Here is a 26859-nt window from a genome sequence, read left to right on the forward strand (position 1 = left end):
CTGTCTGATGCTTATATGCATGCATGCTTAGCGACACCGTTTTTTTGCTACGTCTCGCCTGAACTCTACGGACTGACCACCTCCATGGGTGACAGAGGCGCGACGCAGGTCGACGCTCACGCGGTGGATGATGTATGAGCGTTCGAACCTTTGTCACCCCCGGGAACGTGATCTTTTCATTGAAGACATTCCTTGCGGCAATGCTTGCTTATTACCTCGCAATAAGGTTCGATCTGCCGCGACCGTTTTGGGCCGTTTCAACCGTCTACATCGTTGCTCATCCCCTTTCGGGCGCCATCTCATCAAAATCGTTCTATCGATTGCTAGGAACACTGATCGGGGGCGGCGCGACCATCATCATGGTCCCAAATCTCGTGAACTCACCCCCACTGCTTTCCGCAGCGATTATCTTGTGGGCGTCGGGATGCACGTTCATCAGCCTTCTTGATCGCACACCCCGCAGCTATGTTTCCCTGCTGGCCGGATACACCGTGCTTCTAGCAGGATTGCCACTTGTCACGGCGCCCGCAAGCACGTTTGACACTGTCGTTGCGCGGGTCGAGGAGATCGGACTTGCAATCCTGTGCGCCTCGATCGTCAGTCACGTTGTTTTTCCAGTCCATGTCGGCACAGCACTGCTCGAGCGGATCGATGCTTGGATGGCAAGGGCGCAGGCGCTCCTTGCGGCAACTGCAACCGCCAAGGCGGATCAAGCCCGAAACAGAGCGGAACGATACGCCTTGGCCGCAGAAGCGGCGGACCTGCGGTCGTTCACAGTCCACCTTCGATATGACGGATCAAGATATCGATCTGCCGTTTCACTTGTGAGGTCACTGCAGCACCGCATGGTCGCCATTCTTCCGTTATTGAGCGAACTCGAGGATCAGCGAAGGGCATTGGCCAGACTCCGCACTCCGGGCACGGAGCAGGCCATGTCGATGATTGCGGCGATCGGATCGACATCGTTAAGCTCCCCGAAATTCTTCGGGATCAAAACGGATGCGCCAACCTCTTTCGAAGCGCCTCGGTCATGGGAAGAGCTTCTTCTTGCCAATGTTTCGCGGAACTTGCGGAATATTGCTCAAGTTTCTCATGAGTATCAGTCGCTTCGAGACGCTTTGAATGAAGAGAATGCAGCGAGGGCAGTTGGCCGCTTCGCGTCTCGGGAAAACATCCCAGCCCAGCACGCTGACATCGCCATGGCGTTGCTTTCGGCACTGACGGTTGCGATCTGCCTCACCACATCAATCACCTTCTGGATCGCCAGCACGTGGACCGACGGCATGGCATTTGCCCAGATTTCAGGCGTACTTTGCTGCCTTCTGGCGACGATGGACGATCCGGTGCCAGCCATGCGCAAATTCGTGTACGTCACCATCGGGTCGGTCATCGCTGCGTCCGTCTATGCCTTCGCGATCCTTCCGCTGATCGATGGTTTTGTGCCGCTTGTCGCTGCACTAGGCCTCTTCCTGATACCTGCAGGGATTTGCCTTGCCGTGCCTTCGCTTGCGATCGTCGGCATGGGCCTTTGTATAAACTTTCCACTTCTTCTTACTCTTCAGGCACAGCAGAGCAGCGACTTCATAATGTTTGTAAACTCGGGTACCGCGACTGTTCTTGGGATGGTCTGGGCGATCTTGGTGTGCGGCATCTTTCGATCTGTGAGAGCAGAGACGAATGCCAGGAGGCTTTTCTCAGTGACACAGGCGCATGTCGCCGGGATCGCGGCGGGCCAGCATGCCGACGCGCATGTCACGCGCCATCACGTCATCGACGTGGCAGGCATGTTTGCAGTCAGGGCGGCGAAACTACCCGCCACCTCCGGCACTTCCGATGCCGACCTGATGAGGGACCTGCGCGCGGGGCTGCACATAACGGCAATGCAGGTACGTTCGGATGAAGCCTCGATACCTGTTTGTGTCCGGGCCGAAGTCATCTTCTCGGCGCTGGAGCTCTTGTATCGGATTACACCCGCCAGGCGTGGCGAGGCCATGGAGCGTGCACTTGGTATGCTGGATGCCTTTATGCTTTCAACCGCGGACCTTTCCTTAACCGACGCCGACACGGAACTCATGGTGCACGCGGCCGCTCTTCGTCTGTGCCTTGCACCGGAGACGGATCCTCCGGTTTCGACAACGTCTCCATCGAATAGGAGCGCCAGGTGACCGGACAATTCGATCTCTATGGTGTCTTTCTGCCTTGGTTATCCGCGCTCGCGGTGTGTGCATACGGTCTGCTCCGGGTACTCATACCGGTGTTCGGCAGGATGGGGCTTTATTCAGCGGTGTGGCATCGCTCGCTGTTCAACCTCGCGCTTTATATCACCCTCCTTGGCGTGCTTTCCGCTGTTCTCAACTGGTTGCAGACATGAAAAATTTTACCATCACCTTGGGCAGAGCCCTGTTGACCTTATCCATGGTATGTTGCGCAGCGGTTCTAAGCTGGCACCTGTGGTCTTTCTACATGGAGGCACCGTGGACGCGCGACGCTCACATCCGGGCAGATATCGTTCGTCTGGCACCAGATGTGTCGGGACCCGTCACGGAGGTTTTGGTATCCGACAACGTGCAAGTCGAGAAAGGGATGCCCCTGTTTCGGATCGAAAAAGACCGTTTCGAACTCTCGCTGCGCCAGGCAGAGGCCCAAGTGCGCAGCAGTAAGGCCGCAGCGGATCTGGCGAAGATCGACTTCGAACGATATCAACTGCTCGCCTCTAAAGAAGCCGCCAGCCTCAAGGAGTGGCAGCACGCAGAAAGCCTGCGGTACCAGGCAGACGCTGCTTACCAATCGGCACTCGTCGCCCTTGATCTGGCGAAGCTGAACCTTGACCGGACAACCGTGAAAGCGCCAGTCTCAGGCAAAATCACGAACTTCCCTTTACGTCGGGGCACCTATGTCTCCGCGGGAAATGCGGTCGGGGTGCTAATAGAAAGTGACGCCATCTACGTTGCGGGGTACTTTGAAGAAACAAAACTCCCGCGGATTCACGTCGGAGATCGCGTGAAGATCGAGATCATGGGAGAACAGCAACCGATTATCGGCCATGTCGCAGGTGTTGCCGCCGGGATTGAGGATCGCGAGCGAAGCGATACTGCAGGCTCGCTAGCTAGCGTTGCTCCAACATTTTCATGGGTCCGTCTGGCCCAGAGGATTCCGGTGCGGATTAAGATCGACGACGGTCCGAAGTCGGTCAACCTTATTGCGGGGAGGACCGCAACAGTCTCTGTTGAACCGAGGGGCAACTGAGGTGTAAACCCGTCCCGTGCGTCGGAATGAGTAGATCGAGGTGCACGAGCGGCATTCCGAAAGCATGGTGTCTGGGACCATGTTAACCCGCAAAGCACGCGACTACCAACCCGGTCGCTCTTGATGAGGCTGTTCTCGCCATAATGCTTTTCACCGCAATCGCCTCCGCCCAACAGTTGTCCGACACGGTGGCGGCCGAGGCGGGGCGGTGGCGTGATCGCCAGGGGCGGTAACGGCATTATGCAAAATACAGCTTCGTCAGCGCGAGCTTATGCGAACGGCGACTGCACGGTAAAGCTAGCTCCGCGCGCGGATGAGCTTTTGTCGTCGTGGATCGCCGACATGCCGCATTCTATGTGATCTCTCAGGACGACCAAAGAAGCGCATCGCTGTGAAAATGCGGCTAACGATCAATGCCGTTCAGCATGACATTGCGTTCAACCCGTCTTTTATTTCGGTCCGATCTTCAAAGAATCGTCGTTTTCCCCGCAATACTAGGACTTCAGCGCGTCGATAGGATCAAGGCTTGCAGCGCGCCAGGCTGGGTAAAGCGTGGCTAGAAAGGACAGAATAAGGGCCATCATCGCTACCGAAAGGGTTTCACTCAATTCCAAACGCGCGGGCAACTCACTAAGAAAATAGAGTTCTGGATTGAACAACGCAGTGCCCGTTACCCAAGAGAGGAATTGCCGGAGGCGCTCGATGTGTAGGCAGATGGCTATTCCCAACGCTACGCCGGCCATTGTGCCGGTCGCACCGAGGATTGCGCCAGTCATCATGAAGATGCGCATAACCGAACCACGGGAGGCACCAATGGTACGTAAGACAGCAATTTCCCGACGCTTGTCCCTAACCAGCATGATGAGACCAGATATGATGTTGAGAGCGGCAACGACCACAATCAGTGTCAGGATTATGAGCATCGCATTCCGTTGAACCTGAAGAGCGGCAAAAAAGGTTTGATTGCGTTGCCGCCAATCTGTCTGCCTGATCCGCAGTGGCACAACCGCCTCAATAGATTTGGATAGCGAATTCACTGCGTCCGGATTATCGACGAAAACTTCGATCATTTGCGCCTGGCGCTCTACCTTGAAGGATTGCTGCGCTTCCAAGATTGGCATGTAGATGACCGATGCATCATATTGCGACATCCCGACTTCGAAAATCGCGCTCACCGGATAAACTTTCAAGAGCGTGCTCTGCGACTGCACCAAATTACTGCTAGGGAAAACCATAGTCAGCATATCGCCAAGCTGGAGCTTGAGGTTCTGCGCCATACGTGTGCCGATGATGACACCCTCACTCGCCTCGAAACCGGCAATATTGCCGTCGCGGATGTTCTTGGCGACTAGCGTGATCCTACCAAGATCAAAACCCCGAATACCGCGCACTATCGCCCCCGTGCTGACTCCCGAGTGGGATGCCAGCACTTGCCCTTCCACTAGCGGGATCGCATATTTTATGCCGGCGATGCTACTGATACCCTTAGCGATGGATTCATATTCTACCAGCGGAGCATCAAACGGTTCGACTAGCAAGTGCCCGTTGATGCCGAGAATACGCGTTAGAAGTTCCGTACGGAAGCCGTTCATGACCGCCATCACAGTGATCAGCGTGGCAACCCCCAGCATGATCCCAATAAACGAAATGATAGCGATGACTGAGGCGCTGGCTTGCTTGCGTTTGGTCCAAAGATAGCGCCACGCCACCATACATTCGAAAGTCGAAAATGGCCCGGCACCCTTTAGAACTTTAGCGCGCCCCGCATCTCTGCGAGCAGTGGAAATGGAATGCGTCATTAAGCTTTGTCCAAAGACGACAGAAGTTCGATGGTCAGCTTGACGGCGCGACTGCTGCATTTGTTACTTGCGGTGGATGTCGCCGTCATTATGCTATTACTTTACGCTTGGGGCACTGGCCGCTTTTCCTGAAATCCAGCTGGAAAGTAGGTAAATTCCAGGTCATTGAGAACACTCTTGGTTCTTTGAACAAGCTGGCGGTGGCGCTCTCCAAAACGCGCTTGACAGCAGAACCTGACATCTTCTCCTCAATCAGCTGCGCCAAGACAAGCTTGTGCCCACATTTCTCCGCCCAACCCACAACCCATCCGTACATTGCGTTACAGGGCCTTATAGAGGTTACTGGAACAAGGTTCGAATGGAATGATTGCAGCAACATTGCAAGCGTCTTTGGTCAGCAACTTTTCCGCTTGCGAAAAATTGGCCCAGCTTTAAATTTTGTGTTGGGTGGAGCCATTCCAAGTCCAATGTACCACCACGTAAATTCCTGTGATCAAATGCTATTGTTCTTATCAAATGATCTGGAAAACCATATCGCTTTGACAATTTCAGCATAGAAATCGGCCGGCTGGCAGCCGGTAGAACCGATGATAGAGGTAGATCGCCAGCCATTGACCATCGACAAACGGATCGCCATCATATGTGTCGCGAGCGGTTGCCCTTTTGCATTCAATCGTGAGATTCCGCCCCAACAGTTTCAACAAGATAGCCTTGCACTTAATTTGAGACTTAACACTTAATGTGAGATTCAATCGTCGACGAAATCGACGGTGTTTCAGTATGAATGATCAATTCCCTGACGAGATTGGCAAAACGCTTTGGGATGAGGCGTGTCGACGCGCGGAGGCCATCCGAGGATTTCTGAAGTGTCGATCTGGCGATGTAACTTCCGGGGATATAGCGCTGCTTGCTGCCGAACTCGAAGTCAGTCGAGCAACGGCATTCCGTCTTATCAAGCGGTTCCGAGCAGTTGCTTCCGGATTGCCAGTTGTAACGGTTTCGGTCGCCTCGATGAAGCCGCAGGAAGCCATCGCAACCAAAGGAAATGTCCGCAGGCCCGTGCTGCGTTCATGCTGTTCTCTGTCCCAGCCGATCGGCAGCGCCAGGAGATAGGCGATCAGGAGTGGCAGGAGGTTCGCGACGATATCGGCCTCAGCCCCGTGGGACAATAACCAGTCGATCACGTGCTTCCTCCCTTTGCCCATAACGAGCTTTGCGGGGGCTAATGAAGTCCTAAGAGCTTATGCAATTTGTCCGCTCCTCTTTCGACTGATGCTACCTGAACCGTCAGGCAACCGTTCCTTCCCGTAAGGATGATTGTTTTCGTCGTCGCCACGTCGGTCCAAGCTACGATCCTTAGACCGACGCGCGAGAGTTAATTCGTGCAACGTGCAGCGCCAATTTGCCCCTCTTTCACCCATATCTGCGCAAAGGGGCCATAGCGGAACATGAGCCTCCACCTACCTCAGAAAGCCATCTGCATCGAACTCGTCCCATCCGCGCAACGGGGACGGGTTCGATCCATCTTTCCGAGTCGGCTTCTTCGTGCCAATATGAAGCGTTTTGGTTAGCTTCGCCTTCATAGCTGATTGTCGACGTTTCTCTGCCGTCATTGCGATATCGTCCTGGCGCCATTCATCGACGGCACCGCGGTCGAGTATGTCCACGACCACGGCAGGATCGAACACATGGAACGTGATCTGACGGGCACGTCCGCGCAGCTTCACGGTACGCGTGCCTGCTGAGGGAAGGCGACCATCCTCCAACCAGCGGCGTCGTTCTGAGGTGGAGATCGTCAGGATGTCCTCGATCTCCCGCGGGATCACCAGGAGAGTTTCGATGCTTGCGAGAATTTCTGAAATCGATGCTGATGTCGCGCGGAACATCGCTCTCGAAGTCTCGGGCATCGCCAGCGTCAGGGTGGCGGCATCGAGATCAAGCGCCTTGCGAACTGGCGTAGGAAGCCGGGCTCGGATTTCCTGGAGGATTCCTTTGGCACGGACCGCCGATCCGAGCGTTATAGATGTGGGAAGTGACCACGTCTTGATGAGTTCAGGCCCATTGTCTTCAGGTTTCTTTTTCATGGTCGATAGATGGATATAGCCGGAGCAGATCGCAACCATATACGATTGCCTCCGCGCCGATTGCATGAGCGTTTTCCGGTGTCTTCTTCTCGCTGATGCTCACGCCGCAGCCGCTCATACTTTATGTCCTTCGACTGCATCGACTGTGGTCATTTCTATCCGTCCATTGTCCTCACCGTCCCAATACTCGATCGTGCGGGCCGCGACCTTGATCAGGATTAGGCCGATGGTATCGATTCCTTCGGGAAACCAGCGCTCGAGATCCTTGACCCAGTGCTGCTCAAATTGCACCTTGTCTCGGATCAAGCTCGCTTCACCATGGACGGCGATGAAAATCCCAGGCTTGCCAAGAATGCTGGGGGACGCGGTAAATGTCAGCGTAACCCCGGCTTCACCAATGATATCGCTGACCTTCTTTGTATTGTCGTATGAGAAGAACCAGGAGTCGCCATCATATTCCACATCACCATTGTTGCTCATTGGCCGGCTGGCAATCCTGTCCGGCGCATGGGTGTTGAACATGCAGAAATCGATGTTGCCCAGCTTCTTCGACAGGTCTTCCATACTCATCGTGCTTGTCATCGAAACCTCCTCCGATTGCAGGTGAATAGAACCGGCCTGAACCGCATTGGTTCCGCGTCTTCCGGACCTTTCAAAACCGGCCACCGGGATCTCCAGCATATGTCGACCACGCACATTGCCGGCTGCCTGTCAGCCATCGCTGTTGTGCGTTGTCTGTTGTGTTTGATGATGGCGCTCCCATAGCCGGTTGAGCGCCCTCGATTTGCGTTCTCGTTACTCTCGTTGAAGCCGACAAACATTCACCACGGGAACAAAGCTCGGGGCTAGGCGGTTTGCCCAAAGAGATCGTGGCGTGCCGGTCTTCCTCTGAACTGCTCGCCAAGTTTATGATACGTTTCAGAAGGCTTTTGAGCCGTGTTTTACGGCCGCCCTCGCCTGCTGTCTGCGGAGAGCGCTGTTGCAATGACCGGCACTCTCGTCTACCCCTTGGATTTGAAAAGATAGGCCGGCAGATGCCGGCCTATCTTCGTTGCGAGGTCTAGCGTCTGTAGCGCAGACGCTCCTGTTCGATTTCAGCTGGTTCATAAGGATCCAGCGTGTCGTCAAAACGTGACCAGCCCTCTTTGGCATAGGCCTCACGGCGCTGATCGGGATCGACCCAGTTGGACTGGCGCAGGATATCCTGCGCGTCCGCGTAAAGGCTGTCTTCCACTTTCGCGGTTACCAGCGTGCCGCCGCGGCGCACGCCTTCCGCATAGACATGGGCATGGTCTTCCGGCACGCCGGACTCCGTCAGCGCGCCGATAAGCCCGCCGGCGGCACCGCCTGCCACGGCACCGGCTACTGCCCCCGCCGCTGTTGCGGCAAGCCAGCCTGCGGCAACCACCGGCCCGACGCCGGGAATTGCCATGATGCCAAGGCCGGTGAGCAGACCGCCCACGCCACCGACGGCGGCGCCGATGCCGGCACCCGTGCCGGCGCCTTCAGCGGCGTTTGTAGACTTGCCGTGGCGTTCATCTGCATTGTTCGACACGATGCTGATATCCGAGGACGGCACACCGCGTTCTTCGAGCGCGCTGACAGCCGCGCTGGCATCGGAGTAGTCGTCGAAAAGTCCTGTAACGGTCTTCATAGGATTCTCCTGAAGAGTGAATTAGTTAGCGACAATGTTGCCCTGATAGTCGAGCGCCAGGCTTACCGGCTTGCCATCTTTCGAGGCCTTGGCCTGCCAGATACCCTTTTCATCCTTCACAAGGCCGGTGACATCGGTATATCCGGCCTCCGTGAGGCGTGTTTTCGCCTGTTCCTCGGTAAAACTGTTTGCGCCTTCGACAGGCGCTGTGGGATTCTTGGTCTCGGGTGTGGCCACGGCGGGCGTTTTCCCATCGGTTGCCGGGGCGGGTGTGGTCTGTGCGAAGGCGGCAAGCGTCGACGCGCCGACAAGCGCTGCGGCCAAGAGAAGTTTTTTCATGATTTTTTCCTCGTTGCAGCCTTTCGAGCAGGCTCCCACAGCAAACACTATGCTAGCCGCAAGGTTCCGCCGCTCTGCAAATAGAATTGGATGGCGTTTGCGTGACGGTGAATGGCTTGCCGACGTGGTGCGCGGGCAGGCTTTGCCGCAGGATGAAAATTATTTTGCCGCCGCAGGAACGTCGCCACGGTTCGAGGGTTCTCCAAGTCCAGCACTCAAAATTTGATCGGATTCCCGGATGGCTGCGGAAAAGACATTGCATGACGTGTTGCCTGACGGGCTCGAGGACATCGGCTTTTCCGCAAACCAGACACTGAAGGCCCAGCCGAAAATGGCGTGAGCCGCCCACTCTGTTCGGGCCGCCTTTCAGGGCGGCTTTTTCATTTCCGGGCCTCGATAGGCCCATTCCAGTTCAGGAGCCACACCATGGCCAGGACCACCAACAGCACCAAGACCACCAACAGCAAATCACCGCAAGACAAGACGCAGACCGTCACTATTCACGACCAGAAGCTGGAGCGCGGCGCCGGCGGCGAGCTGCACCAGACGGCCGAAGCAGACGCGCCTGTGCTGACGACCGCCCAGGGCGGGCCGGTTGCCGACGACCAGAATTCTCTGCGGATCGGCGCGCGCGGGCCGCTTGTCGTGGATGATTTCCATTTCCGGGAGAAAATCTTCCACTTCGACCACGAGCGCATTCCCGAGCGCGTGGTGCATGCACGCGGTTACGGCGCGCACGGCTTCTTCGAGACCTACGAATCCTTTTCGGCCTATACCAGGGCGGATCTCCTGCAGCGCGCGTGCGAAAAGACCCCGGCCTTCGTCCGCTTCTCGATGCCGCGCCTGGTGGCGCAGGCACCTTCGGGAAAGGAATATCCGACAGGTTAGCCGAGGTCGGAGGCTGTCAGGATATTCATATTGCGACGCGATTTGGCGTAGACCTTCTGTGCCGCGGCATAGATGGCCGTGCGCATCGCGTCGAAAGAGGAAAGGCACTGGGCTTCCGACATGCTCATGGCGTGTCCCCGGCCCCTGGCGAGCGCTTCGGCCTCGACAAGAAACCGGATCTCGAACATGCCGTCATGGCCGAAAAAGCGAACCGCTTTACGCCCCTCGTCAAAACTGCGGGCCGCGTTGGGGAAAGCGAGCGTCATGACTTGCTCCCCTTGCGTTCTTTCCTGCGCAGGGCGTTACGCCGGTTGAGGGACAGCATGCCGTCGGTCGCTTCCGCTATGCTGAGACGGGTCAGCCTGCGGACGCCGATGCGCACCGGCACGCCGGTGAAGACATGGTATATCGTCCAGCTCTTATCCCTCTCGATCCGTCTTCCATATTGGGTCTCGAGCGTATCGGAGACGGGAGCGCCGCCTTCGTTCTCCCAGATCTCTATCCTCAGCGCCTGGCGCCGGTGTTCGTTACACGTTTCCATGGTGTTGCCTTTCATATGGAACTCGTACGCGGATTTCGTCCGCGTGGAGCCCGTTTCATTCTACGCCGCTATTGCCATGTTCCGCCGGACGAACGTTACGCGGAGGCATAAAGAAATGGCTGATGGTGTATGATCGCCGCTACCGGCACGCGCCTCTCGCAATGGGTAAAACTTCGCGGCATCGTCAAAAATGACACCGCAGCGCTTGCGCCAACATTTGCAACCGGACGAAGAAAAGAAGACGGCGCCTCTCTGACACCGCAGCGCCATGCGGCCAGCATGACGAAGCCTGACCATGCGCCCGGATTGCGCGGAAAACAAGGCGATGGACGGTCACACGCCATCCAAGGAGAACACAACTTTGTGACGAGATGAAATATCGTCAAAAACCAGTAGTTGACATCCCGGCAGAGGCAGGATATAAGGGGCAGTCGAATTTGCTTGCTTAGCTTTGCTTGTCACGCGCTTGGCACCGCGTTCTGAACGAACCTTTCCTTTCAAAATCGCTATCATCATCCGCAGCGCATGAGTGCTGTGGTTTCTCTATTGCTATGAAAGGGTTCATCATGACCACTGGCACAGTTAAATGGTTCAATTCCACCAAGGGCTTCGGCTTCATTCAGCCTGACAATGGCGACGCCGATGCGTTCGTCCACATCTCCGCTGTTGAGCGCGCCGGCATGCGCGAACTCGTCGAAGGTCAGAAGATCGGCTTCGAGCTCGAGCGCGACAACAAGTCGGGCAAAATGTCGGCCTGCAATCTGCAGGCTGCCTAAGGGTCTGTGCTTCCCTTTGACCACGGATGTACTGGCACTGCCGGAAGCACGCCAACCCAATCAAGGCCAGGCAAATTGCCTGGCCTTTTGTTTTTCGCTCGCTCTCCGGGCATCATCATCGGAACACCCATGACAGAAAAATACAGTATTTCCCGCCAGAAGGCCGAGCTCGCCTTCAGCCATATCCAGACACCGTTCTTCGCAAAGGAAAAAGCGCTTGAGGAGCTCGATTCCATTGCGCAATCCCGCGATGCAAAGACCCTGCGCCTTCGGGAAGCCCGTCTTGCGAAGGAATTGTCTGATCGTACCGCGGCAACATCCGCTCTGCTCGCCAAACGCGCCCGCGCACGTTGATCGATATCCGCGCCGTCATCGCCGTCCGCACAAGACCTGCCTGGAAAACCTGACCACCGGCCGGAACGTCGCGAGCATGAAAGCGTTGCATCCTGAAGGACATGACGATGGCTCTTTCAGGGATAGTGCTGCATGAAGATACGCGCCGGGTTCGATATTGCTTATGAGTGCGAGAATGAGACGGCGATGCTGCTGGTTCTCAACATCCATCCCGGCCGGCGCGCGGATTTGCTCACCGAACAGGTCTTGACCTTCGACCGGCCGGTCGAGGCCTGGGGTTATCTGGACATCTTCGGCAATGCCTGCAGCCGCATATCTGCACCGCCCGGACTGACGACGATCTCCACGCGCTTCGACATATATGACAGCGGTCTGCCGGATCCCGTTCCCGAAAACGCTTTCCAGCACGATATCAAGGATTTACCAGACGATGTTTTGGTGTTCCTGCTGGGTAGCCGCTATTGCGACACCGACCGGCTGGCGGACTTTGCCTGGAAAAACTTCGCGGCGACACCACTCGGCTGGCGCCGTGTTCAGGCGGTCGTCGACTTTGTCCATTCCCATATTGTCTTCAACTACGAGAAAGCCGATCCGCTGAGGACGGCTTATGGCGGGTTCAACGACAGGACCGGCGTTTGCCGCGATTTCGCGCATCTTGCGATCACCCTCTGCCGCTGCATGAATATCCCCGCCCGCTATTGCACCGGTTATCTCGGCGATATCGGCGTGCCGACAGACCCCAACCCGATGGATTTCAGCGCCTGGTTCGAAGTCTATCTCAGCGGCCGCTGGTATACGGTCGATGCCCGTCACAACATGCCGCGCATCGGACGGGTATTGATGGCGACAGGACGCGATGCCACAGACGTCGCTCTGTCCACCGCTTTCGGGCCGGCCGTCTTGAAGCGGTTCGAGGTGGTTACAGAAGAATTGGCTGGATAACGACCGGTAAAGCGTGAAGGTTCGCGCCTGCCTTTTTTGCCATGGCACCGCTGCGGGCGATAAACGAAACATCCTGTCGCCCTAGAGCGAAAGAGCAGCAGAGCACCAGGGATTCATTGACGCGCGTGTCGGCGAAGTCGAAGTCGTCGTCGTCTTTTGCCAAAGGCAATTTGGCGATGCTGAGCTGGTCAGCGCAGCCGCAATGGCGCTAGGCGTCTCTCCCCTAGCAAAGGCTGTAAAGATTCGGCGAATGATAATCGCCTGCCGCTCGTTAATGCAGCGGCCGCCGGCACCGCCTTCACCATCATTGGATACCTCATAGCCGTAGGCGAGACCTCCGCCTGAACGGCCTTTTTCGCCGCGATCGAGAGATCGCGCATCGGCTACTACGAAGCCCTGCAATTAATCACAAGCAAGGAAGCTCTCGACACCACGAGCTGGATCGAGTGGTTTCTGGATCGATTGGGCAATGCTGTCGGAGACGCGCTGCTGATCCTCGACCATGTCATGCTAAAGAATGATTTCTGGCAAACGCATGCCGCACGCGATCTTGATCCGCGACAAGCCAAGGTCCTAAACCGGCTGCTAGAAGGAAACTTCGAGGGCAAGCTCACATCGACGAAGTGGGCAAAACTAACGAACGCATCCCTTCGGGGGCATCTCGGTGTCCGTCAGACGGCTGGGAAGAAGGAGCGTTCTTGTCACAAAATTTGTCGCTCCATGGCCAAAGCACCCAGCTTCCAAGCTAAGTTGGGAAGCCGTCACGCCACCTCAAGGTGTGAGGATTCCATTCCCTGCGCGATAAGCGGCGCAGAAGACTCCGAATGCGGGTGGGAAGTGTTAAGTCGCCGAGCCACGATATCGTGGTTGAGCCAAAGGACGGGACCGGAGGGTTCGGAAGATTCGCCAAAAATTAGCTGCCCGGTTGCTTTCACAACGAGACCGCTCAGGAGGTCGCTGATCATCACCTTGCCATCCCGATGCATCTGGGTGATCTCGTTTGACGTGCCAATGGTCAGATCGGCCTGTGCCTGACTGTTCGCCATGGGCCAAGCCGAAAAGACATAGAACGGGCGCATGACCTCGCTGGCCTGCATGGCGGCGATCTTCCGGAAAACATCCTTCATGGTTAAGCCATCGGCCAGAAGCTGCTGGCAGGCCTGCCACTGTTCGTCTGCCCATTGGCCACCGTTTTCTTTCTTCAACGCAAGCAGCAGCGGTATGAGGGGCAGTTCGATACCCGTGAACACATCGGACGAGTTGGTCCGAATTTCGGGACAGTTATAGACAGTTGCCTTGATCCCGGTCGCCCAGGCTTCCTCTGCAATGCCTTCGAGCCGCATCTTCGCATATCCCTGGGTGTAGTTGGTATAGGTCTGCCAACGATAGCTCCCATCGATCAGGACCGCCGATCCATGATAGCCATAGGCCGTATATCGCACTTGTCCGCCCGAAGCTTCGACGCGCTCGCGGATCGCCGTGCTGAAATCAATGAGATGGCGAAAGGTGTTTGCGGAGACATCGTCAAAATTCTGCAGAATGAGCTTTCCCATGTCACTGTCGAGCAGGGTCTGCGATGACATGTGGCGGGCGCCAGTTCCCTTGTAGATTCGATTGGCGACGACCAGGAATACCTTCGCCTTCGGAATGCCCCCAGCCATTGTGTGGGCGAAGAAAACATTGCGGCCAGCGCTAATCATTCCGTCTAGAACGGTCATGACCCTTGAAAGCGACTCCGTAAAACGCACAGTAGCGATGTCGCGGCATTGCCCGACATAGTCCCAGTCGAGCTTGTCGTGTTCCCAGCTCTCCAGCGTCATCTTTGCCAGGAGATCGGTGGGAGTTGGACCGTCTGCGGGCGCATCGAGATCGAAACCCGCCATAAGAGGTATGTTGATAATCCTGCCGCCCAGTTGGGCCTCCGCCGAAGACAGTTCCTCGGCGTCAAGCGGCCGGAGCGCGTTGTTCTCGTCGCGCCGCCCGACGGTGATCCCCACAATCTCCATTCCAGCCCGTCTGGCTTCGTCAAGTAAGCCGGTGGCGTATCCGCGGCCGAATAGTTCGCCGAACAGTACGAAAACATCGCCCTTACGGAAGACCGTGTTTTCGGAAAGACTATTCAGTGCAATCGGATTTTCCATACTGTCAACTCTTTGCCTCGCGTATCGTAGAGCAATGGCTCACACGACCTGTGATAAAGACATGACCGCATAGTCGCCGGATGGGAACTCATTTTCGGTGACCGTTCATTTCAAAACGTGAAATCAATCCCCTGTTGTTCTTGCACTGCAGCGAAATGCCAAAGCCGTTGGAGACAGGCGCACCGATACCAAAACGATGATTACGACTACCTCGTCCAGATGCCAGAGATCATTCTGATTTGGCAGCTTCCGACACAACTGAGCTGCATAGTCCATGCCGGAGTTCTTTGCCCAGCATTGGATCGCAGGAAACCACGATCAATTGTTCTAAAAGCTTTTCGTGGGCCAATCGCGGGCTCAACGTAAATCGAAAATACAGTCGAACCGCGCGAGCGATATCCGCAGGCGAAAAAAACGACGACGTTGGGCTCTTGCTCATGAGGACGAAATAGCCGCGAGGCTTTCAACACAAGTTAACCTGAGATCACCCGAAAATATATCTGAAACGCGTGGCAGTAATCGCCTGACGATTGGCCGAATATGTCGGCTGTATTGCCTATTATTGGACCGCTATACCCGTCTAGAATATAATTATTGGCGGCTGGGTTTTGTACGGTCAAGTTTTGTTGACGGGAATTGCTTAGCCGCCGTGACTGCCGCGGGTGCCAGTATACGCCTTACGACACCGGCGTGGGTCTATATTCACGAGTAGCAAGCGGTCTGGTTTTAGCCAGAATGCCTCGCGTCTTAGTTGACCGGACTGATAAATCTAGACTTTCGTAGGCCTAGATTGGTTTCCGGATCGACGCGTGTCCTGACAGTGGTCAAGTGGCTATCAAAGTTCAAACAGGTGGCGCACATGGATCTAGCAAATTTTCTTTATCTCGCTGACTTTGCCCGACATTAGGGGATGCTAAAATGTCAACTAGAGATGATGAACGTTCTGTCCAGACAACTCCGGTGTTTTACCTCGGGTTAATATTCTCGATCTCTGGGTTGCTGGTGGGTTTTCTTTTTGCGGGATATGTCACGATTTCGGCCGCGGCGTTTGTCGGCCTTTTCTTGGGCATCCTGATTGGCTGGCATTCGCGAGGCCTGCTATGATAACGGTGACTGTTGGAGTTGATGAGCGGCCCTCAGACCGAATTCCACTGCCCATTCCACGACGGTGTGAAACGTGACGGAAATGTCGCGCTCGTAAACCTCTAGAAGGGGTGATTCAGAACTTCCGACAGACGGCAACGCCCACTTCTACATAGTGTCAGCCAAGAGACGACTTCCGCTTCGTTCAATTGGCGATGTAACGCTAATCGGGCTGGTAGGAAATACGACATGGTCTGAGTTATGGTAAGGCTACTCCGGCCAGGTCCTTTTGAAGCGCGAGTGGCCTGAGGAATTACAGGTCGAAGTGGATGGCTGTGTTCTTCACAGGGTTGGGCCGAAGAGATTTCTGATCTCGGAGTAGGCGTCGACAAAACCTTGAGGCGCGCCTACCAAATGAAACTTGCGTCACCCGGCCAGAATGAACCCTACCCACAAAAAGGGGCAAGTCACGGAGAAGTCACCGAGCAATCCATGGCTGGATTGGCAGTCCATTTGGCAAAAAATGACTGCCTCACATCTTTGTGCCGTGAGTGCGTTGGCCATATTGTCCGGCGACCGAGTGGTTTATCAATAGAATAAGTGGCTTGGTATGTTCAGGAATCTCTGGAGGCGAATTGATCGATGTTTTGGCGTGGACGTCACTAGTTGTTGCTATCATCACCGCACTCTGGTTGCCGGGCCGCGAGCGCCGACACTGCAATAACCAGATAGCATTTAGCGCTGCTCTCCTCGCCGTGGCTTCTACGCTGTTTATTTTAGCATACCCAAATAATCGACGCGTTGTAGCGATGTTTATGGTGCTTGGCGCAGTAATACTGGAGTTGATCAAATTGTTTATTGCACCTCGGCGGGCAACTGTAACGGTTTTATTGCTGAAGGTTGTCGCCGCATTAATCGGTACTCTCCTCGGAGCGATCTTGGTTCTTGCAGTACAATAGAAATCGGTCGGAATCGATTTTTGGTGTTGGAATTCCTCAACGTGAAGCGGCTCCCTTTGTCTCGCGGACAATTGCAATACTGCAGCGCGATAGGAGCAAGCGCGCAAGATTGCGCAGTTTTAAAACGTATTGGTCGATGGACGGCACCAAGTGCAACCAAATTAGGACACTGTTTTCTTGGCGTATATAACCTTCATGCGCGTGTTAGCTTCACTCGTTCTAGCTCTCATCACACTGTCCTCGTGCGCACGCAGACCGGGCTCAGACGTTTTGCAACCGATGGATACAAAAGCATATGGTGCGAAAACGGTAACCGCCTATGTGGCAAGTACACGCCAAGAAAGCGATCGGGGTAAAGGCTTCGGAACGGATCGCGCAGCGAGAGCTAACTATGCCCAATTCGATATTTCCATTCCACCTACGCACCAAAAGGGGAAAATCGAGTGGGCGAGCGGCAAGCCAAATCCCAAGACAGACTTTGTCGTGACAGGCGCCAACATGCTCAGCGAGGAAACATTCAATACCGATCTTGGCCGGATCGCCAAGTCAGGCAGGCAGATAGGCCTTTTCGTGCACGGCTACAATCACAGCTACCAGGAAGCCTTATTCCGGGGAGCACAAATGGCCGCCGATGCGGATATCGATGGCATACCGGTGGTGTTTTCGTGGCCCTCGCAGGCAAAAGTCACGGGATACATTGCAGACAAGCAGTCCGCGGCTTATTCACGCGATGCACTCGCGAAAGTCATGGCTAACCTCGCCCTACAATCCCCGAAGCGAAAGATTATTGTGTTTGGTCACAGCATGGGGGGATGGCTTATCATGGAAGCCTTGCGCCAATTGCGGTTCCAGGGACGAAACGACGTCATTGCCAAACTTCAGGTCGTTCTGGCGGCTCCAGATATCGACGCCGACGTGTTTCGTAAACAGGTCGAGGTCGTTGGGCGGCTTGAGCCGCCCCTAACGGTCATGGTTTCAAAAGATGACCGTGCTCTCAAGATTTCATCCATACTGGGCGCTGATGTTAAACGGATTGGGGCACTGGATGTCGAGAACCCTTCCGTCCAGCTAGTTGCCTTGCGCTACGGCGTACAATTCATTGATATTTCTGACGTGAAAGCGTCGGGCCTGCTCAACCATGACCGCTACACGGCACTAGCCGCCCTGCTGCCGCAGTTGGAAGAAAGTACCGGTGGGCAAGGGTCGGGGTTTGGGCGAGCGGGAGCATTCGTATTTGATACAATTGGAGCGACCCTTTCTAGCCCATTTCATCTCGCGAGCAAAATTGTTAATCCTGAGCATTGATTTCAGTTTTTTGGCGTTTTCGCTCGGGAAGACGTTAGCGGACGCGGTCAATCATCTTTTATGACCCTGATCTCTCCATCAATCGCTGCCTTATGCCTGGATGTACCGATCCGTAAGCGGCACGCTTTCTTTTTTCGCAGGCGAGTTTTTGGAGTGCAACGGCTCGGCGTTTTGTCTCCGCTAGACGGTGCTGCCAAGAGCAAACGCGTGATCTCTTTATTACGAGGACCTCCGGCAGATTTCTCTGCTCTCCCTCATAAGAACTCTCGCACTCGCCGTCCCAGTCTGTTGTCAAGCTGCCGTGGGACTCGTGCAACCCTGGCTATCTCTTTCACCAACAAGGTTTGATCGTGAAAGAGGGTAGGCGAACAGATCCAAATTTAAAAAACTCACTTTTGGATCCCCTTCCGTCCGTTCCCAAAGAAGTGTGGCCGCTAGGAACCGGCATCGTCGATCGATCGGTCACACTCGCTAAAGGCGACACACTCCACTCAGCGCGTGAGGCATGGAACAGGGCTATTTGAGATAGTTCTCTTCAGAATCTCCTGAAAGATATTGCTGGCTCATAAGCACGTATGTTTGGCGAGAAGCGCAGTATCGAGCGAATTGCGGGTCGCAACCGCGCGCTCTACGAGCACCACAGCGATTATCAAGATTTCTGTCAACCTAGAGAATCTCGACCTTACGAGGATCGGGACGCAGGACACATCGGATCAAATATCTGTCCTGTGATGAAAGGGAAACCGCCAGTGAAGAGAATGTCAGCTTGTAAGTCGATTTATACGCTCTTGCTTAGCACAACTACGCTCATTGCGATCAGCGTGCCCGCATATCCACAGGAGGCGAAATACGTAGGTCCCAGTTCTTGGTGGAGTGACCCCGCGAATTGGAGCACCCGCAAGGTGCCGGATTCGGGGACGGATGCCTTGATAGAAGGTCATACGGTGGGATCGGAGTATTCAGGCGCAGCAGCAAAATCGATCACTATTGGAAAAGGGGCCGTTTTTGTTTTCGCCGGCACATCCGACCCAGCACTTACTGCCAAAAATATTACTGTCCAGGATGGCGGACAATTTGCCTTCGCTGGCAAGTCGTCTTCGCTAAAACTGGAAGAGCAAATCACCGTGACAACAGGGGGCCTTGTCGCCTTTATGAATGATTCAGCCGCAACTAATCTTCGGATTCGAACCCTACCAACGGGACAGGAGGCTCCGACCTATTTTGATTACTTTCAAAGAGTAACGTCTGGTACCTCAACCGAGATAAAGCGTCAGATCCTGTTTCGCCACCATGCCTCAGCCGCTAATAGTGAAATTGCCGTAAACCGGCTCATTGCTCAGTTCGCGGAGGATGCAACGGCCGCTCATTCAACGATCACGGTGTCAAACAAAGGCTATATCGACTTCACCCAAAGAGCTTCTGCAGGTGCCGCGATAATCGATGTTAGTGGTGGTCTTTTAGCTGTTGAAGACGACGCGACGCTTGGAACTGCGTCTCTCACAGTCGGCAAAGACAGTGTGATTGTTCTCACAGAGAATGCCAATGCGGGAGCTGCAAAGCTAGACAACAGCGGAATGGTCGGTTTGAACGGGAGAGCCGAACTGCGCAGCGCGACGCTTACCAACGGGGATCAAGGACTTGTCGTGTTCGACCAAGAGGCCCAGGGTAGATCTGCGAGCATCACCAACAAAAGTGGCGGGATACTTCAGGCCGGTGTAGGCAGGGCAACCCCCATAGAGATTGGCTCTGTTTCGGGAGCAGGTTATGTTTTCCTCGGCACTTCAGGCTTGATCGTCGGCAATGCTGCAAAAAGTGACGTTATTTCTGGAGTAATCCAGGACGGGTTTTCACAAAATTACGTTGACAAGCTTCTCCCGCCAAATGTTCAGGAGGCGAAAGCGTCGTCCAAGGCTCTGCACGGCCTTCGCAAGGTTGGCGCCGGCACGCTTACATTGACGGGCACGAACACGTTTTCTGGCGGTACGACGGTTGAGGCTGGTACGCTTAAGCTCGGCGATGGCGGCACCTCCGGCAGTACTTTGGGAGATATAAATAACGAGGCGATACTGGTTTTCGATCGATCCGACGATGTGACATCGGCAAATTCCATTAGCGGGACCGGGGAGATTATTCAGGCCGGTTCTGGATCAATTCTTCTGACCGGTGACAGTTCTGACTTTGCGGGCCAAACGACCGTCAGGAATGGAGCTCTGCTCGTCGGAAAGCCGGGCTCAGGCGGAGCGCTCGGCGGTAACCTGAGCGTGCTGGAAGGGGCAAGACTGGGTGGTTCGGGGATTGTTGGTTCGGGTACCGGGTCGCTGACCAGTATTTTGTCTGGGGGCACGCTTGCCGCAGGCAACTCAATCGGAACACTGACCATCGACGGTGATCTGAAGATGGCTCCCGGTTCCAACTTCGAAACGGAAATTGCAAGCGACGGTCGCTCCGATCTGGTCAACGTGACAGGTAAAGCCGATCTCGCCGGTAGCAATATCCGCATTGTTTCTGTCGATGCCAATACCAGTTACCAGACCGAGCGGAGCTATCGTATTCTGAACGCAGAAGGCGGTGTCAATGGCGTGTTTTCCAACATCCTGTCGAGTTCGGCATTTTTGAATGCCGGATTGGTTTACGCTCCCAAAAGTGTCGATCTCAAAATAGCCCTTGCAAGCGACCCTGGTTATCTCTTCTCGACCGTCGCGGAGACATCGAACCAGCTTGCCACAGCGAGAGGTCTGGCTGGATTGGCCCAGTCCGGTTCTTCCCTTGCACTCTATAATGATCTCCTGATGTTGAATGCGGACGAAGCTCGGGCAAGTTTCGATCGCCTTTCCGGTGAGGCCTATGCCACAGCCGCCGGCGCTCTGGTGGATCAGTCCCATTTCGTCCGGGGCGCCATGAACGGTCGCATGCAGCAGGCGTTTGGTCAGAGTGCAACCGCTCCAGCTCAGGAATCCCATCCCTATTTTGCATGGACCACCTCATATGGTTCCTGGGGAAGCTACGATGGCAACAGTCTATTCGGAGACGTAAGTTCTTCGATCGGCGGTTTCGCTAGCGGGATTGATGTAGACCTCTTCGATACATGGCGTGTGGGTATCATGGCGGGATACGGCCACTCGAGCTTTGATGTGAACCAACGCTCGTCGTCGGGAGACAGCAAGAACTACACGCTCGGAACTTACGCGGCGTCGCAGTGGACGCTGTCTGAAGGTTCCGCGCTCAATTTCCGGTCCGGATTGGCACACATATGGCACGATCTTTCGATGAACCGTAACGTCGCTTTTCCTGGCTTCTCCGATAGCCTTTCCAGTGAGTATGACGCCTCTACACTGCAGCTCTTCGGAGAGGTGGGGTATGAGTTGAACATGGATCGCACCATTTTCGAACCCTATGCTAATGCCGGTTTTGTGCATTTCAACAGCGACGAGTTTGGTGAAGCCGGTCGTACCGCGGCATCGTTGTCGGTAACCTCAGCAACGTTGAACACCTGGTTCACCACTATTGGTTTACGTGCCGCGACCGAACTCGACATCGGTGAGACGTTAGTAACGGCGCGCGGCGATATCGGCTGGCGGCATAGCTATGGCGACGTCACCCCCACGTCGACAGCAAGCTTTGTCGGATCCGAGACGTTCACTGTTTCAGGGGCGCCGATTGCCAGGGACGTCGCTCTGATCGAGGCAGGCTTCGATATTCACTTTACCAAATCCGCAAAACTGGGCGTCTCCTACAACGGACAGTTCGGATCGGGTACAATCAACAACGGCGTCAATGCGAAGTTTAGTGTGAAATTCTAAGCCGATATTGAACAGTCGGAGGTGGGACTGCGACCATGACGGGGCGGAAAAAGGTCAGCGGCGAGGAGCATGAGATTTATCCTCGCTGGAGGCCCCGCCCGGTCGCCCAAAGTACTTACTGGGTGGATCCAACGGCAGCGAATCGATGCACACAGACGATTATAGCCTCCACTGATCCAAGTACGATTTTGTGCTGATAGTCATTGTCATTAAGCAGAGCCTCATCCTCTAGGTTTGAACGAAAACCCATTTCCAAAAGTATGCTTGGAATACTTCCTGTGCGCAGTAATAGAAAATTTCCGTGGCGCCCCGGGTTCTTCAGGAGCGGCACGCGGCGCCCAAGCGCTGTGACCATCGAGCGCTGAATTTCGAAAGAGAAAACCTGTTTCTCCCGGAAAATCAGATCTTCCATGATCGCGCTCACGCCAAGGGGAAGTTCGTGGGTATCACTGGAGCCCGCGGAAACGACCAGATTATTATTAGTAGCGAGTTCCTCCGCCTGCGCGTCCGAAGATTTGGGAGATAGCCTATAGACGCTCGCACCCCTCACCCATCGGTTATTTAAAGCATCAGCATGCAGCGAGAAGAGCAGATGCGCTCGCATCGTTTGCGCCAGCGTCACGCGTTGGTGGCGGCAAAGATTGTGGTTCAATGGTAGCCTTAAGCCAGCCTTAAGGTGGTGAGGGAAATTTGCGCTCATGGACACTTGATCGGAAAGGCCCGGACAACTTTGCGCAAGAAGATTATTTCAATGCCTAGCTCCAAGTCTCAAAATTTGGCCTCTCATGTTATGTTATTTAATAACGTCGGCCAACTCCACGCTTCGGTGCGGGCTTACTTTATACAAGTAAACCTAAAGCTAGCACCGAATGACCTGAACGTACCCATTTGCCGGGACGCCGTCTGTGCAGCTTTTGATACTTTTCCCGACGCTTTTGGCCGTGAGCGCGGTCGAATCGGCTTCGCCGACGGAGGTGAAGTCTGATGTGCGCTCAACGGACCGTTATTATGGCCTTTAGTCCAGATGCCACCGCATTAGACTTGGCTGGACCGATGGATGTGTTTGCAGCAGCCAACGCGTTGCTTGAGGTACAAGACGGATATCGGTTTTTGCTCGTGTCGGCCCAGCCCGGGCCCGTTCGACTGTGTAACGGGTCGCACGTCCTTCCCGATCTCTGCTGTGAAGAGGCCATCGGTAACTATGATGTCGTTCTTGTTGCAAGCTCACCTACGTACACTCACGATCCTACGCTTTGCGCTTGGTTGCGGGAGGTTTGCGGGCGAGCGAATATTTATGGCTCCATCTGCACTGGTGCTTTTGCACTGGGTGATGCTGGTTTGTTAGACGGCCACACCGTGACAACGCACTGGGAATCGGCCCAGGAACTTGGCGCGCGCTTTCCTTCCAGCCGAGTTGAAGCTGACCGCATCGTTATGCGAAGCGGCACTCTCATTACGTCAGCTGGAGTAACCGCGGCAATCAACCTCGCATTGACGCTTGTAGCTGACCATCACGGCGCCGAACTATCGCTACGTATCGCGCAGCAACTGGTAGTGGTGGCCAAACGCCGAGCGGAACATACGCAGTATCTGCCCCAACTGAGTGCACCACCCGATGGCGATATGTCCATTTTTCGCGTGAAAGCACATGTGTTGGAGAATGCGGGCGACGACTACAACCTGAGCAAACTCGCGGCCATCGCCGGAATGAGTTCGCGAAGCTTCTCGCGTCACTTCACACGCGTGACAGGTGTGACCCCCCGCGTATTCGTAGAGCGGGCCCGGCTAGACACCGCAAGGCATCTACTGGAAGGAACCTGTCAGCCTTTGAAGGCAATTGCTTACAATTCTGGTTTTGGAAGTGCGGACAATATGCGTCGGGTATTCCAACGGCGACTTCGGGTCTCACCGGCAGACTACCGGGAACGGTTCAATCGTAAAAGCTAGGGGTCTCAAGCATTCGTATTAACCGGCGGCACATTCTTACATTGTACGGAAGGTGCGATCTCAAAGGGTCTCATTACACCGGTACGTAATGTTCGTATGTGAACGTGCACTTGGTCCTTACACCCACGCATGATGCTCGTGGCAAATGCCACCCAGATATCTTCGGCGACTATCGCGTAGGAAAAATTACCAAGCTGGGTGCGCCAAAGGTGCCGCCAAAGTGGCGAGTACGAACGATATTCGGCTTATACGAAAGATTGTCCTCAGGCTGCATTTTAATCGACTGGGATGAAATTAGCCTCTTCCTCGGACACCAAGCCGCGAGTTGGACGTGCGAGCGGCAAGTAATCTATTCGGGAACGTAATCCACCGGCGCCTTGAGCTCGGTGCACCGATTCTTCGGTCATTTGCAAATTACCAAACTGCCGCGCCCCTTTGCATGAGCTAGTAATCCTAGAACTGGGTCTCCTTACAACGGCACGAGAAGCCTCGTCCCACCGAGATGGCTCCCTTTACAATGGCGGCTCCTTCTTTTGCGACCTGAGAAATCGAACGCGCAGATGAAGAAGCATAGGAAGCTTGTCGGGCAGCGGTGCATTGTTTGCGCGAGGCAATTAAAGACGTGTTTTTGGCCAAATCGGACCGAGCAACAGCCTCGCAAGACGAGTTAACGGGAGTGTAAATCTGCAGATGATCGGAGCAGGTTGCGTTGTTCAACAAACATCGACACCGTCGCGCGGCGAAAGTCAGCGATCCTTAGCGACTAAATCGCTTATCCAACGGACTGGCATATTACGCAAGGCATTGGTCTGTGACGCTGAGATGAATGGCAAAGCCGCGATCGCCCCCTGATCGATACGTAACGCAATCATGAGTGAGGAGTTCGGGAGGATCAATGACAATTGAAAAACCAAAAAGTGCGCGGTTACGCCGTGTACAATGGATTGCTGTTGGCTTTTTGATGACGGCCGGCATCATCAATTATGTCGATCGCAGTGCGCTTTCGATTGCCAACACCGCTATTAGAAACGAAATGGCACTCTCTCCGAGTGAGATGGGTATGGTGCTGTCTGCCTTTTCACTCGCATACGCATTCGCGCAGCTTCCGACAGGTGCACTTCTGGACAAGTTAGGGTCCCGCATCATGCTGGGCGCTGGAATGTTGTTCTGGTCGGTGGCGCAAATCCTCTGTGGGTTGGTCAACAACGCCACGCAATTGATTGTCGCACGAGCAGTACTCGGTGTTGGCGAAGCTCCACAATTTCCAGCTGGCGCTAAGGTGGTCAGTGAATGGTTCAATATTGGTGAGCGAGGAAAGCCAACAGGTATGATTGTTGCCTCGTCCTGCATTGGACCCTGCATTGCACCCCCTTTGCTAACGGCGATGATGGTCGCATTTGGTTGGCGCTGGATGTTCATCATTACTGGGGCTCTTGGAATTATCGTCGCGGCCGGATGGTATTTAATGTATCGGAATCGCAATGAAGTGGCACTTACGCCAGCCGAAGCAGCCTTCATTGACGAGGGATCGGACAAGCAGACCGATCAACCACTGACAGTTAAAGAGTGGAAATCGCTATTCGCGCACCGTACCGCGTGGGGAATTATTCTAGGCTTCATGGGCGTCGTCTACATGGTCTGGCTCTATTTGACCTGGCTCCCCAGTTATCTTGAACATTCTCGTGGCTTTACGGTCGAGAATACTGGATGGGTCGTTGCTATACCTTATCTCTTTGGAACCGCCGGAATGCTCGTTTCAGGGCAGGTCGTTGACATGTTGATGCGACGCGGGATGTCTGCCATTTCGAGCCGAAAGTGGCCGGTCTGCGTAGGCCTGCTCGGAGGTGCATTTTTCACGCTACCGGCCGCATTTACGCCGAACGCGACAATGGCTGTCGCCTATATCTGCCTCGCAATGTTCTTCATAAATTTGGCCAGTGCTGCTTCGTGGATGATGATCACTATTGCCGTTTCGAAGCGCCAGGTTGGCTCTCTCGGAAGCATCATGAACTTCGGAGGTTATTTCGCAGGATCGTTTGCGCCAATCGTTACAGGCTTCATGGTCGAACATGCCGATTCTTACGTCAACGCGTTGGTTGCCGCTGCAGTAATCTCCATCCTTGCTGCACTAGCATATTTCCTGCTTGTAAAGACCGACATGAAAAGTGTTGAGGGGCCAATGGTGACGCGATGACGTTTCTGCTTTTTTCCCAACGATTGGCTCATATCGAAAAGGTGCGCAGTAGATAAAGGGATGTGTTCCCGGGAAGGGTGACAAGTTGGTCGCTCGCCCCGGGATCGACTGGATATCGGCCTATAAGGCGACTGACGCTTTGGCCGACAGCCGCCAGTCTCCCACGGAGCGGTAGTAGAGGTGTCTTGCCGACCATGGAGGAGATTGTCTTGAATGCAGAAAAGTCTTTCACAGGCACTCCCCCTTCTATTTGCCAGGGGCAGACCGCAAGCCGCGCGTCAGCCGAGCCCAGATTCTCGTTGGATCGACACCTTCCTATTCGGTCGTGATGTGAGCAGCCCGAGGAATGATAGAGAATGTGGTCGCCGAAGGCAGCGGAGCAGGCACTTCATTCCACGCAAAACGCACGCGCATTTAATCCGACCGCGCAAAGCTTTTTGAAGCACTTACTTATCATTGCGAGCGCAAGGAATTCGGAAGAGCCGCACGGCCGTGCTTGCCACAAAAGCGGTCACGGTGACCGCACCACTCGCAGTCGTAGTCACGGGCGGCGAGAAATCTGCGCCCGGTCTGCGGGCGCAGGAAGATACGAGGCCGAGGATCAACAGAGAAGAGACAACCGGTCGATAGTTTAGATAACCGCAAAGGCCATTGTCATCTTTGGCGCGCCGTTCCACTACCGTAGCCCGAGAAACTCACGCCGCAGCCGAGTTTTTGCATGGCAAGGATGAAGCCAGTCCTCTGTAGCCGGCTTTCCGGATCGCTCGCTTCCCTGATCTCGATGACCAAGCGTCCTGCAATAGATGG

Annotated in this window: 22 protein-coding genes and 3 pseudogenes; 14 read left to right on the forward strand and 11 right to left on the reverse strand. The window is 54.9% G+C overall.

Features of this window, described 5'->3' with window-relative positions:
- The first annotated feature begins 134 nt into the window (after nucleotides 1-134).
- The 3 genes from AC1ROR_RS23105 to AC1ROR_RS23115 are packed head-to-tail and all read left to right on the forward strand — an operon-like array spanning nucleotide 135 to nucleotide 3246.
- Nucleotides 135-2165 (forward strand): FUSC family protein, encoded by a 2031-nt coding sequence (locus AC1ROR_RS23105; RefSeq protein ID WP_498590873.1) that lies wholly within the window; start codon nucleotides 135-137, stop codon nucleotides 2163-2165.
- Nucleotides 2162-2371, forward strand: coding sequence for a DUF1656 domain-containing protein (locus AC1ROR_RS23110; protein WP_035225439.1), 210 nt, complete (start codon nucleotides 2162-2164; stop codon nucleotides 2369-2371). The genes AC1ROR_RS23105 and AC1ROR_RS23110 overlap by 4 nt, the downstream gene beginning before the upstream one ends.
- Nucleotides 2368-3246: an efflux RND transporter periplasmic adaptor subunit gene (locus AC1ROR_RS23115; RefSeq protein WP_035225440.1), complete on the forward strand. Its 879-nt coding sequence runs from the start codon at nucleotides 2368-2370 to the stop codon at nucleotides 3244-3246. The genes AC1ROR_RS23110 and AC1ROR_RS23115 overlap by 4 nt, the downstream gene beginning before the upstream one ends.
- Nucleotides 3247-3740: 494 nt before the next feature.
- Here AC1ROR_RS23115 and AC1ROR_RS23120 read toward each other — a convergent pair whose 3' ends face one another.
- The 6 genes and pseudogenes from AC1ROR_RS23120 to AC1ROR_RS23145 all read right to left on the reverse strand — a co-directional run bounded on the left by AC1ROR_RS23120 (nucleotide 3741) and on the right by AC1ROR_RS23145 (nucleotide 9122).
- Nucleotides 3741-5045 carry a lipoprotein-releasing ABC transporter permease subunit gene (locus AC1ROR_RS23120; RefSeq protein ID WP_498590874.1) on the reverse strand — a complete coding sequence of 435 codons (1305 nt, stop codon included), beginning with the start codon at nucleotides 5043-5045 and terminating at the stop codon, nucleotides 3741-3743.
- Nucleotides 5046-6007: 962 nt separating this feature from the next.
- Nucleotides 6008-6229 (reverse strand): annotated as a pseudogene (locus tag AC1ROR_RS23125) (MgtC/SapB family protein); the annotation flags it as partial.
- A 276-nt stretch (nucleotides 6230-6505) separates the two neighbouring features.
- A complete protein-coding gene (locus AC1ROR_RS23130) occupies nucleotides 6506-7129 on the reverse strand; it encodes a hypothetical protein (protein WP_498590888.1) in 624 nt (207 codons plus the stop codon).
- A gap of 114 nt (nucleotides 7130-7243) precedes the next feature.
- Nucleotides 7244-7711 (reverse strand): pyridoxamine 5'-phosphate oxidase family protein, encoded by a 468-nt coding sequence (locus AC1ROR_RS23135; RefSeq protein WP_498590889.1) that lies wholly within the window; start codon nucleotides 7709-7711, stop codon nucleotides 7244-7246.
- Between the two features lie 478 nt (nucleotides 7712-8189).
- Nucleotides 8190-8783, reverse strand: coding sequence for a general stress protein (locus AC1ROR_RS23140; RefSeq protein ID WP_035228422.1), 594 nt, complete (start codon nucleotides 8781-8783; stop codon nucleotides 8190-8192).
- A 21-nt stretch (nucleotides 8784-8804) separates the two neighbouring features.
- Complete coding sequence (locus AC1ROR_RS23145) at nucleotides 8805-9122, reverse strand: PepSY domain-containing protein (protein ID WP_262513767.1); 318 nt, start codon at nucleotides 9120-9122, stop codon at nucleotides 8805-8807.
- On the opposite strand from AC1ROR_RS23145, the gene AC1ROR_RS23150 reads away from it, so the two are divergent.
- Both AC1ROR_RS23150 and AC1ROR_RS23155 read left to right on the forward strand, forming a co-directional pair.
- The gene (locus tag AC1ROR_RS23150; protein ID WP_498590875.1) at nucleotides 9121-9348 is read left to right on the forward strand and encodes a hypothetical protein; all 228 of its coding nucleotides are present in this window, start codon (nucleotides 9121-9123) and stop codon (nucleotides 9346-9348) included. The genes AC1ROR_RS23145 and AC1ROR_RS23150 overlap by 2 nt on opposite strands.
- 200 nt (nucleotides 9349-9548) lie before the next feature.
- A pseudogene (locus AC1ROR_RS23155) lies at nucleotides 9549-9956 on the forward strand (catalase); the annotation flags it as partial.
- A 50-nt stretch (nucleotides 9957-10006) separates the two neighbouring features.
- Here the strand turns inward: AC1ROR_RS23155 and AC1ROR_RS23160 are convergent.
- Both AC1ROR_RS23160 and AC1ROR_RS23165 read right to left on the reverse strand, forming a co-directional pair.
- Entirely contained in the window at nucleotides 10007-10276 is a 270-nt protein-coding gene (locus AC1ROR_RS23160) for a DUF1488 family protein (protein WP_262513765.1), read from the reverse strand.
- On the reverse strand, nucleotides 10273-10566 hold the full coding sequence (locus tag AC1ROR_RS23165; protein ID WP_498590876.1) for a hypothetical protein: 294 nt from the start codon (nucleotides 10564-10566) through the stop codon (nucleotides 10273-10275). The genes AC1ROR_RS23160 and AC1ROR_RS23165 overlap by 4 nt, the downstream gene beginning before the upstream one ends.
- 114 nt (nucleotides 10567-10680) lie before the next feature.
- Here AC1ROR_RS23165 and AC1ROR_RS23170 point away from each other — a divergent pair, with 114 nt between their 5' ends.
- The 4 genes from AC1ROR_RS23170 (at nucleotide 10681) to AC1ROR_RS23185 (ending at nucleotide 12623) form a co-directional block, all read left to right on the forward strand.
- The gene (locus AC1ROR_RS23170) at nucleotides 10681-10926 is read left to right on the forward strand and encodes a hypothetical protein (RefSeq protein WP_498590877.1); all 246 of its coding nucleotides are present in this window, start codon (nucleotides 10681-10683) and stop codon (nucleotides 10924-10926) included.
- Nucleotides 10927-11117: 191 nt separating this feature from the next.
- On the forward strand, nucleotides 11118-11327 hold the full coding sequence (locus AC1ROR_RS23175; RefSeq protein ID WP_035228436.1) for a cold-shock protein: 210 nt from the start codon (nucleotides 11118-11120) through the stop codon (nucleotides 11325-11327).
- A gap of 129 nt (nucleotides 11328-11456) precedes the next feature.
- Nucleotides 11457-11681: a hypothetical protein gene (locus AC1ROR_RS23180; protein WP_003499608.1), complete on the forward strand. Its 225-nt coding sequence runs from the start codon at nucleotides 11457-11459 to the stop codon at nucleotides 11679-11681.
- A 132-nt stretch (nucleotides 11682-11813) separates the two neighbouring features.
- Nucleotides 11814-12623, forward strand: coding sequence for a transglutaminase-like domain-containing protein (locus AC1ROR_RS23185; protein WP_498590878.1), 810 nt, complete (start codon nucleotides 11814-11816; stop codon nucleotides 12621-12623).
- A 103-nt stretch (nucleotides 12624-12726) separates the two neighbouring features.
- Here AC1ROR_RS23185 and AC1ROR_RS23190 read toward each other — a convergent pair.
- Nucleotides 12727-12810, reverse strand: a pseudogene (locus tag AC1ROR_RS23190) (IS21-like element helper ATPase IstB); the annotation flags it as partial.
- A gap of 574 nt (nucleotides 12811-13384) precedes the next feature.
- Nucleotides 13385-14764 (reverse strand): enoyl ACP reductase FabMG family protein, encoded by a 1380-nt coding sequence (locus AC1ROR_RS23195; protein WP_035228440.1) that lies wholly within the window; start codon nucleotides 14762-14764, stop codon nucleotides 13385-13387.
- Nucleotides 14765-16482: 1718 nt separating this feature from the next.
- Between AC1ROR_RS23195 and AC1ROR_RS23200 the strand changes: the two genes are divergently transcribed.
- The 3 genes from AC1ROR_RS23200 (at nucleotide 16483) to AC1ROR_RS23210 (ending at nucleotide 21911) form a co-directional block, all read left to right on the forward strand.
- Nucleotides 16483-16806, forward strand: a complete 324-nt coding sequence (locus AC1ROR_RS23200; RefSeq protein ID WP_142174889.1) for a hypothetical protein — start codon at nucleotides 16483-16485, stop codon at nucleotides 16804-16806.
- Between the two features lie 195 nt (nucleotides 16807-17001).
- A complete protein-coding gene (locus AC1ROR_RS23205) occupies nucleotides 17002-18111 on the forward strand; it encodes an alpha/beta hydrolase (protein WP_498590890.1) in 1110 nt (369 codons plus the stop codon).
- A gap of 575 nt (nucleotides 18112-18686) precedes the next feature.
- The gene (locus tag AC1ROR_RS23210) at nucleotides 18687-21911 is read left to right on the forward strand and encodes an autotransporter outer membrane beta-barrel domain-containing protein (protein WP_498590879.1); all 3225 of its coding nucleotides are present in this window, start codon (nucleotides 18687-18689) and stop codon (nucleotides 21909-21911) included.
- Between the two features lie 115 nt (nucleotides 21912-22026).
- Here the strand turns inward: AC1ROR_RS23210 and AC1ROR_RS23215 are convergent, their stop codons facing one another.
- Nucleotides 22027-22611 carry an N-acetylmuramoyl-L-alanine amidase family protein gene (locus AC1ROR_RS23215; RefSeq protein ID WP_498590880.1) on the reverse strand — a complete coding sequence of 195 codons (585 nt, stop codon included), beginning with the start codon at nucleotides 22609-22611 and terminating at the stop codon, nucleotides 22027-22029.
- Nucleotides 22612-22919: 308 nt separating this feature from the next.
- On the opposite strand from AC1ROR_RS23215, the gene AC1ROR_RS23220 reads away from it, so the two are divergent.
- On the forward strand, nucleotides 22920-23858 hold the full coding sequence (locus tag AC1ROR_RS23220; RefSeq protein ID WP_498590881.1) for a GlxA family transcriptional regulator: 939 nt from the start codon (nucleotides 22920-22922) through the stop codon (nucleotides 23856-23858).
- Between the two features lie 895 nt (nucleotides 23859-24753).
- On the forward strand, nucleotides 24754-26052 hold the full coding sequence (locus tag AC1ROR_RS23225; protein WP_142174896.1) for an MFS transporter: 1299 nt from the start codon (nucleotides 24754-24756) through the stop codon (nucleotides 26050-26052).
- The last annotated feature ends 807 nt before the right edge of the window (nucleotides 26053-26859 follow it).

The organism is Agrobacterium sp. GW821-FHT14E08 (genome assembly GCF_058803865.1).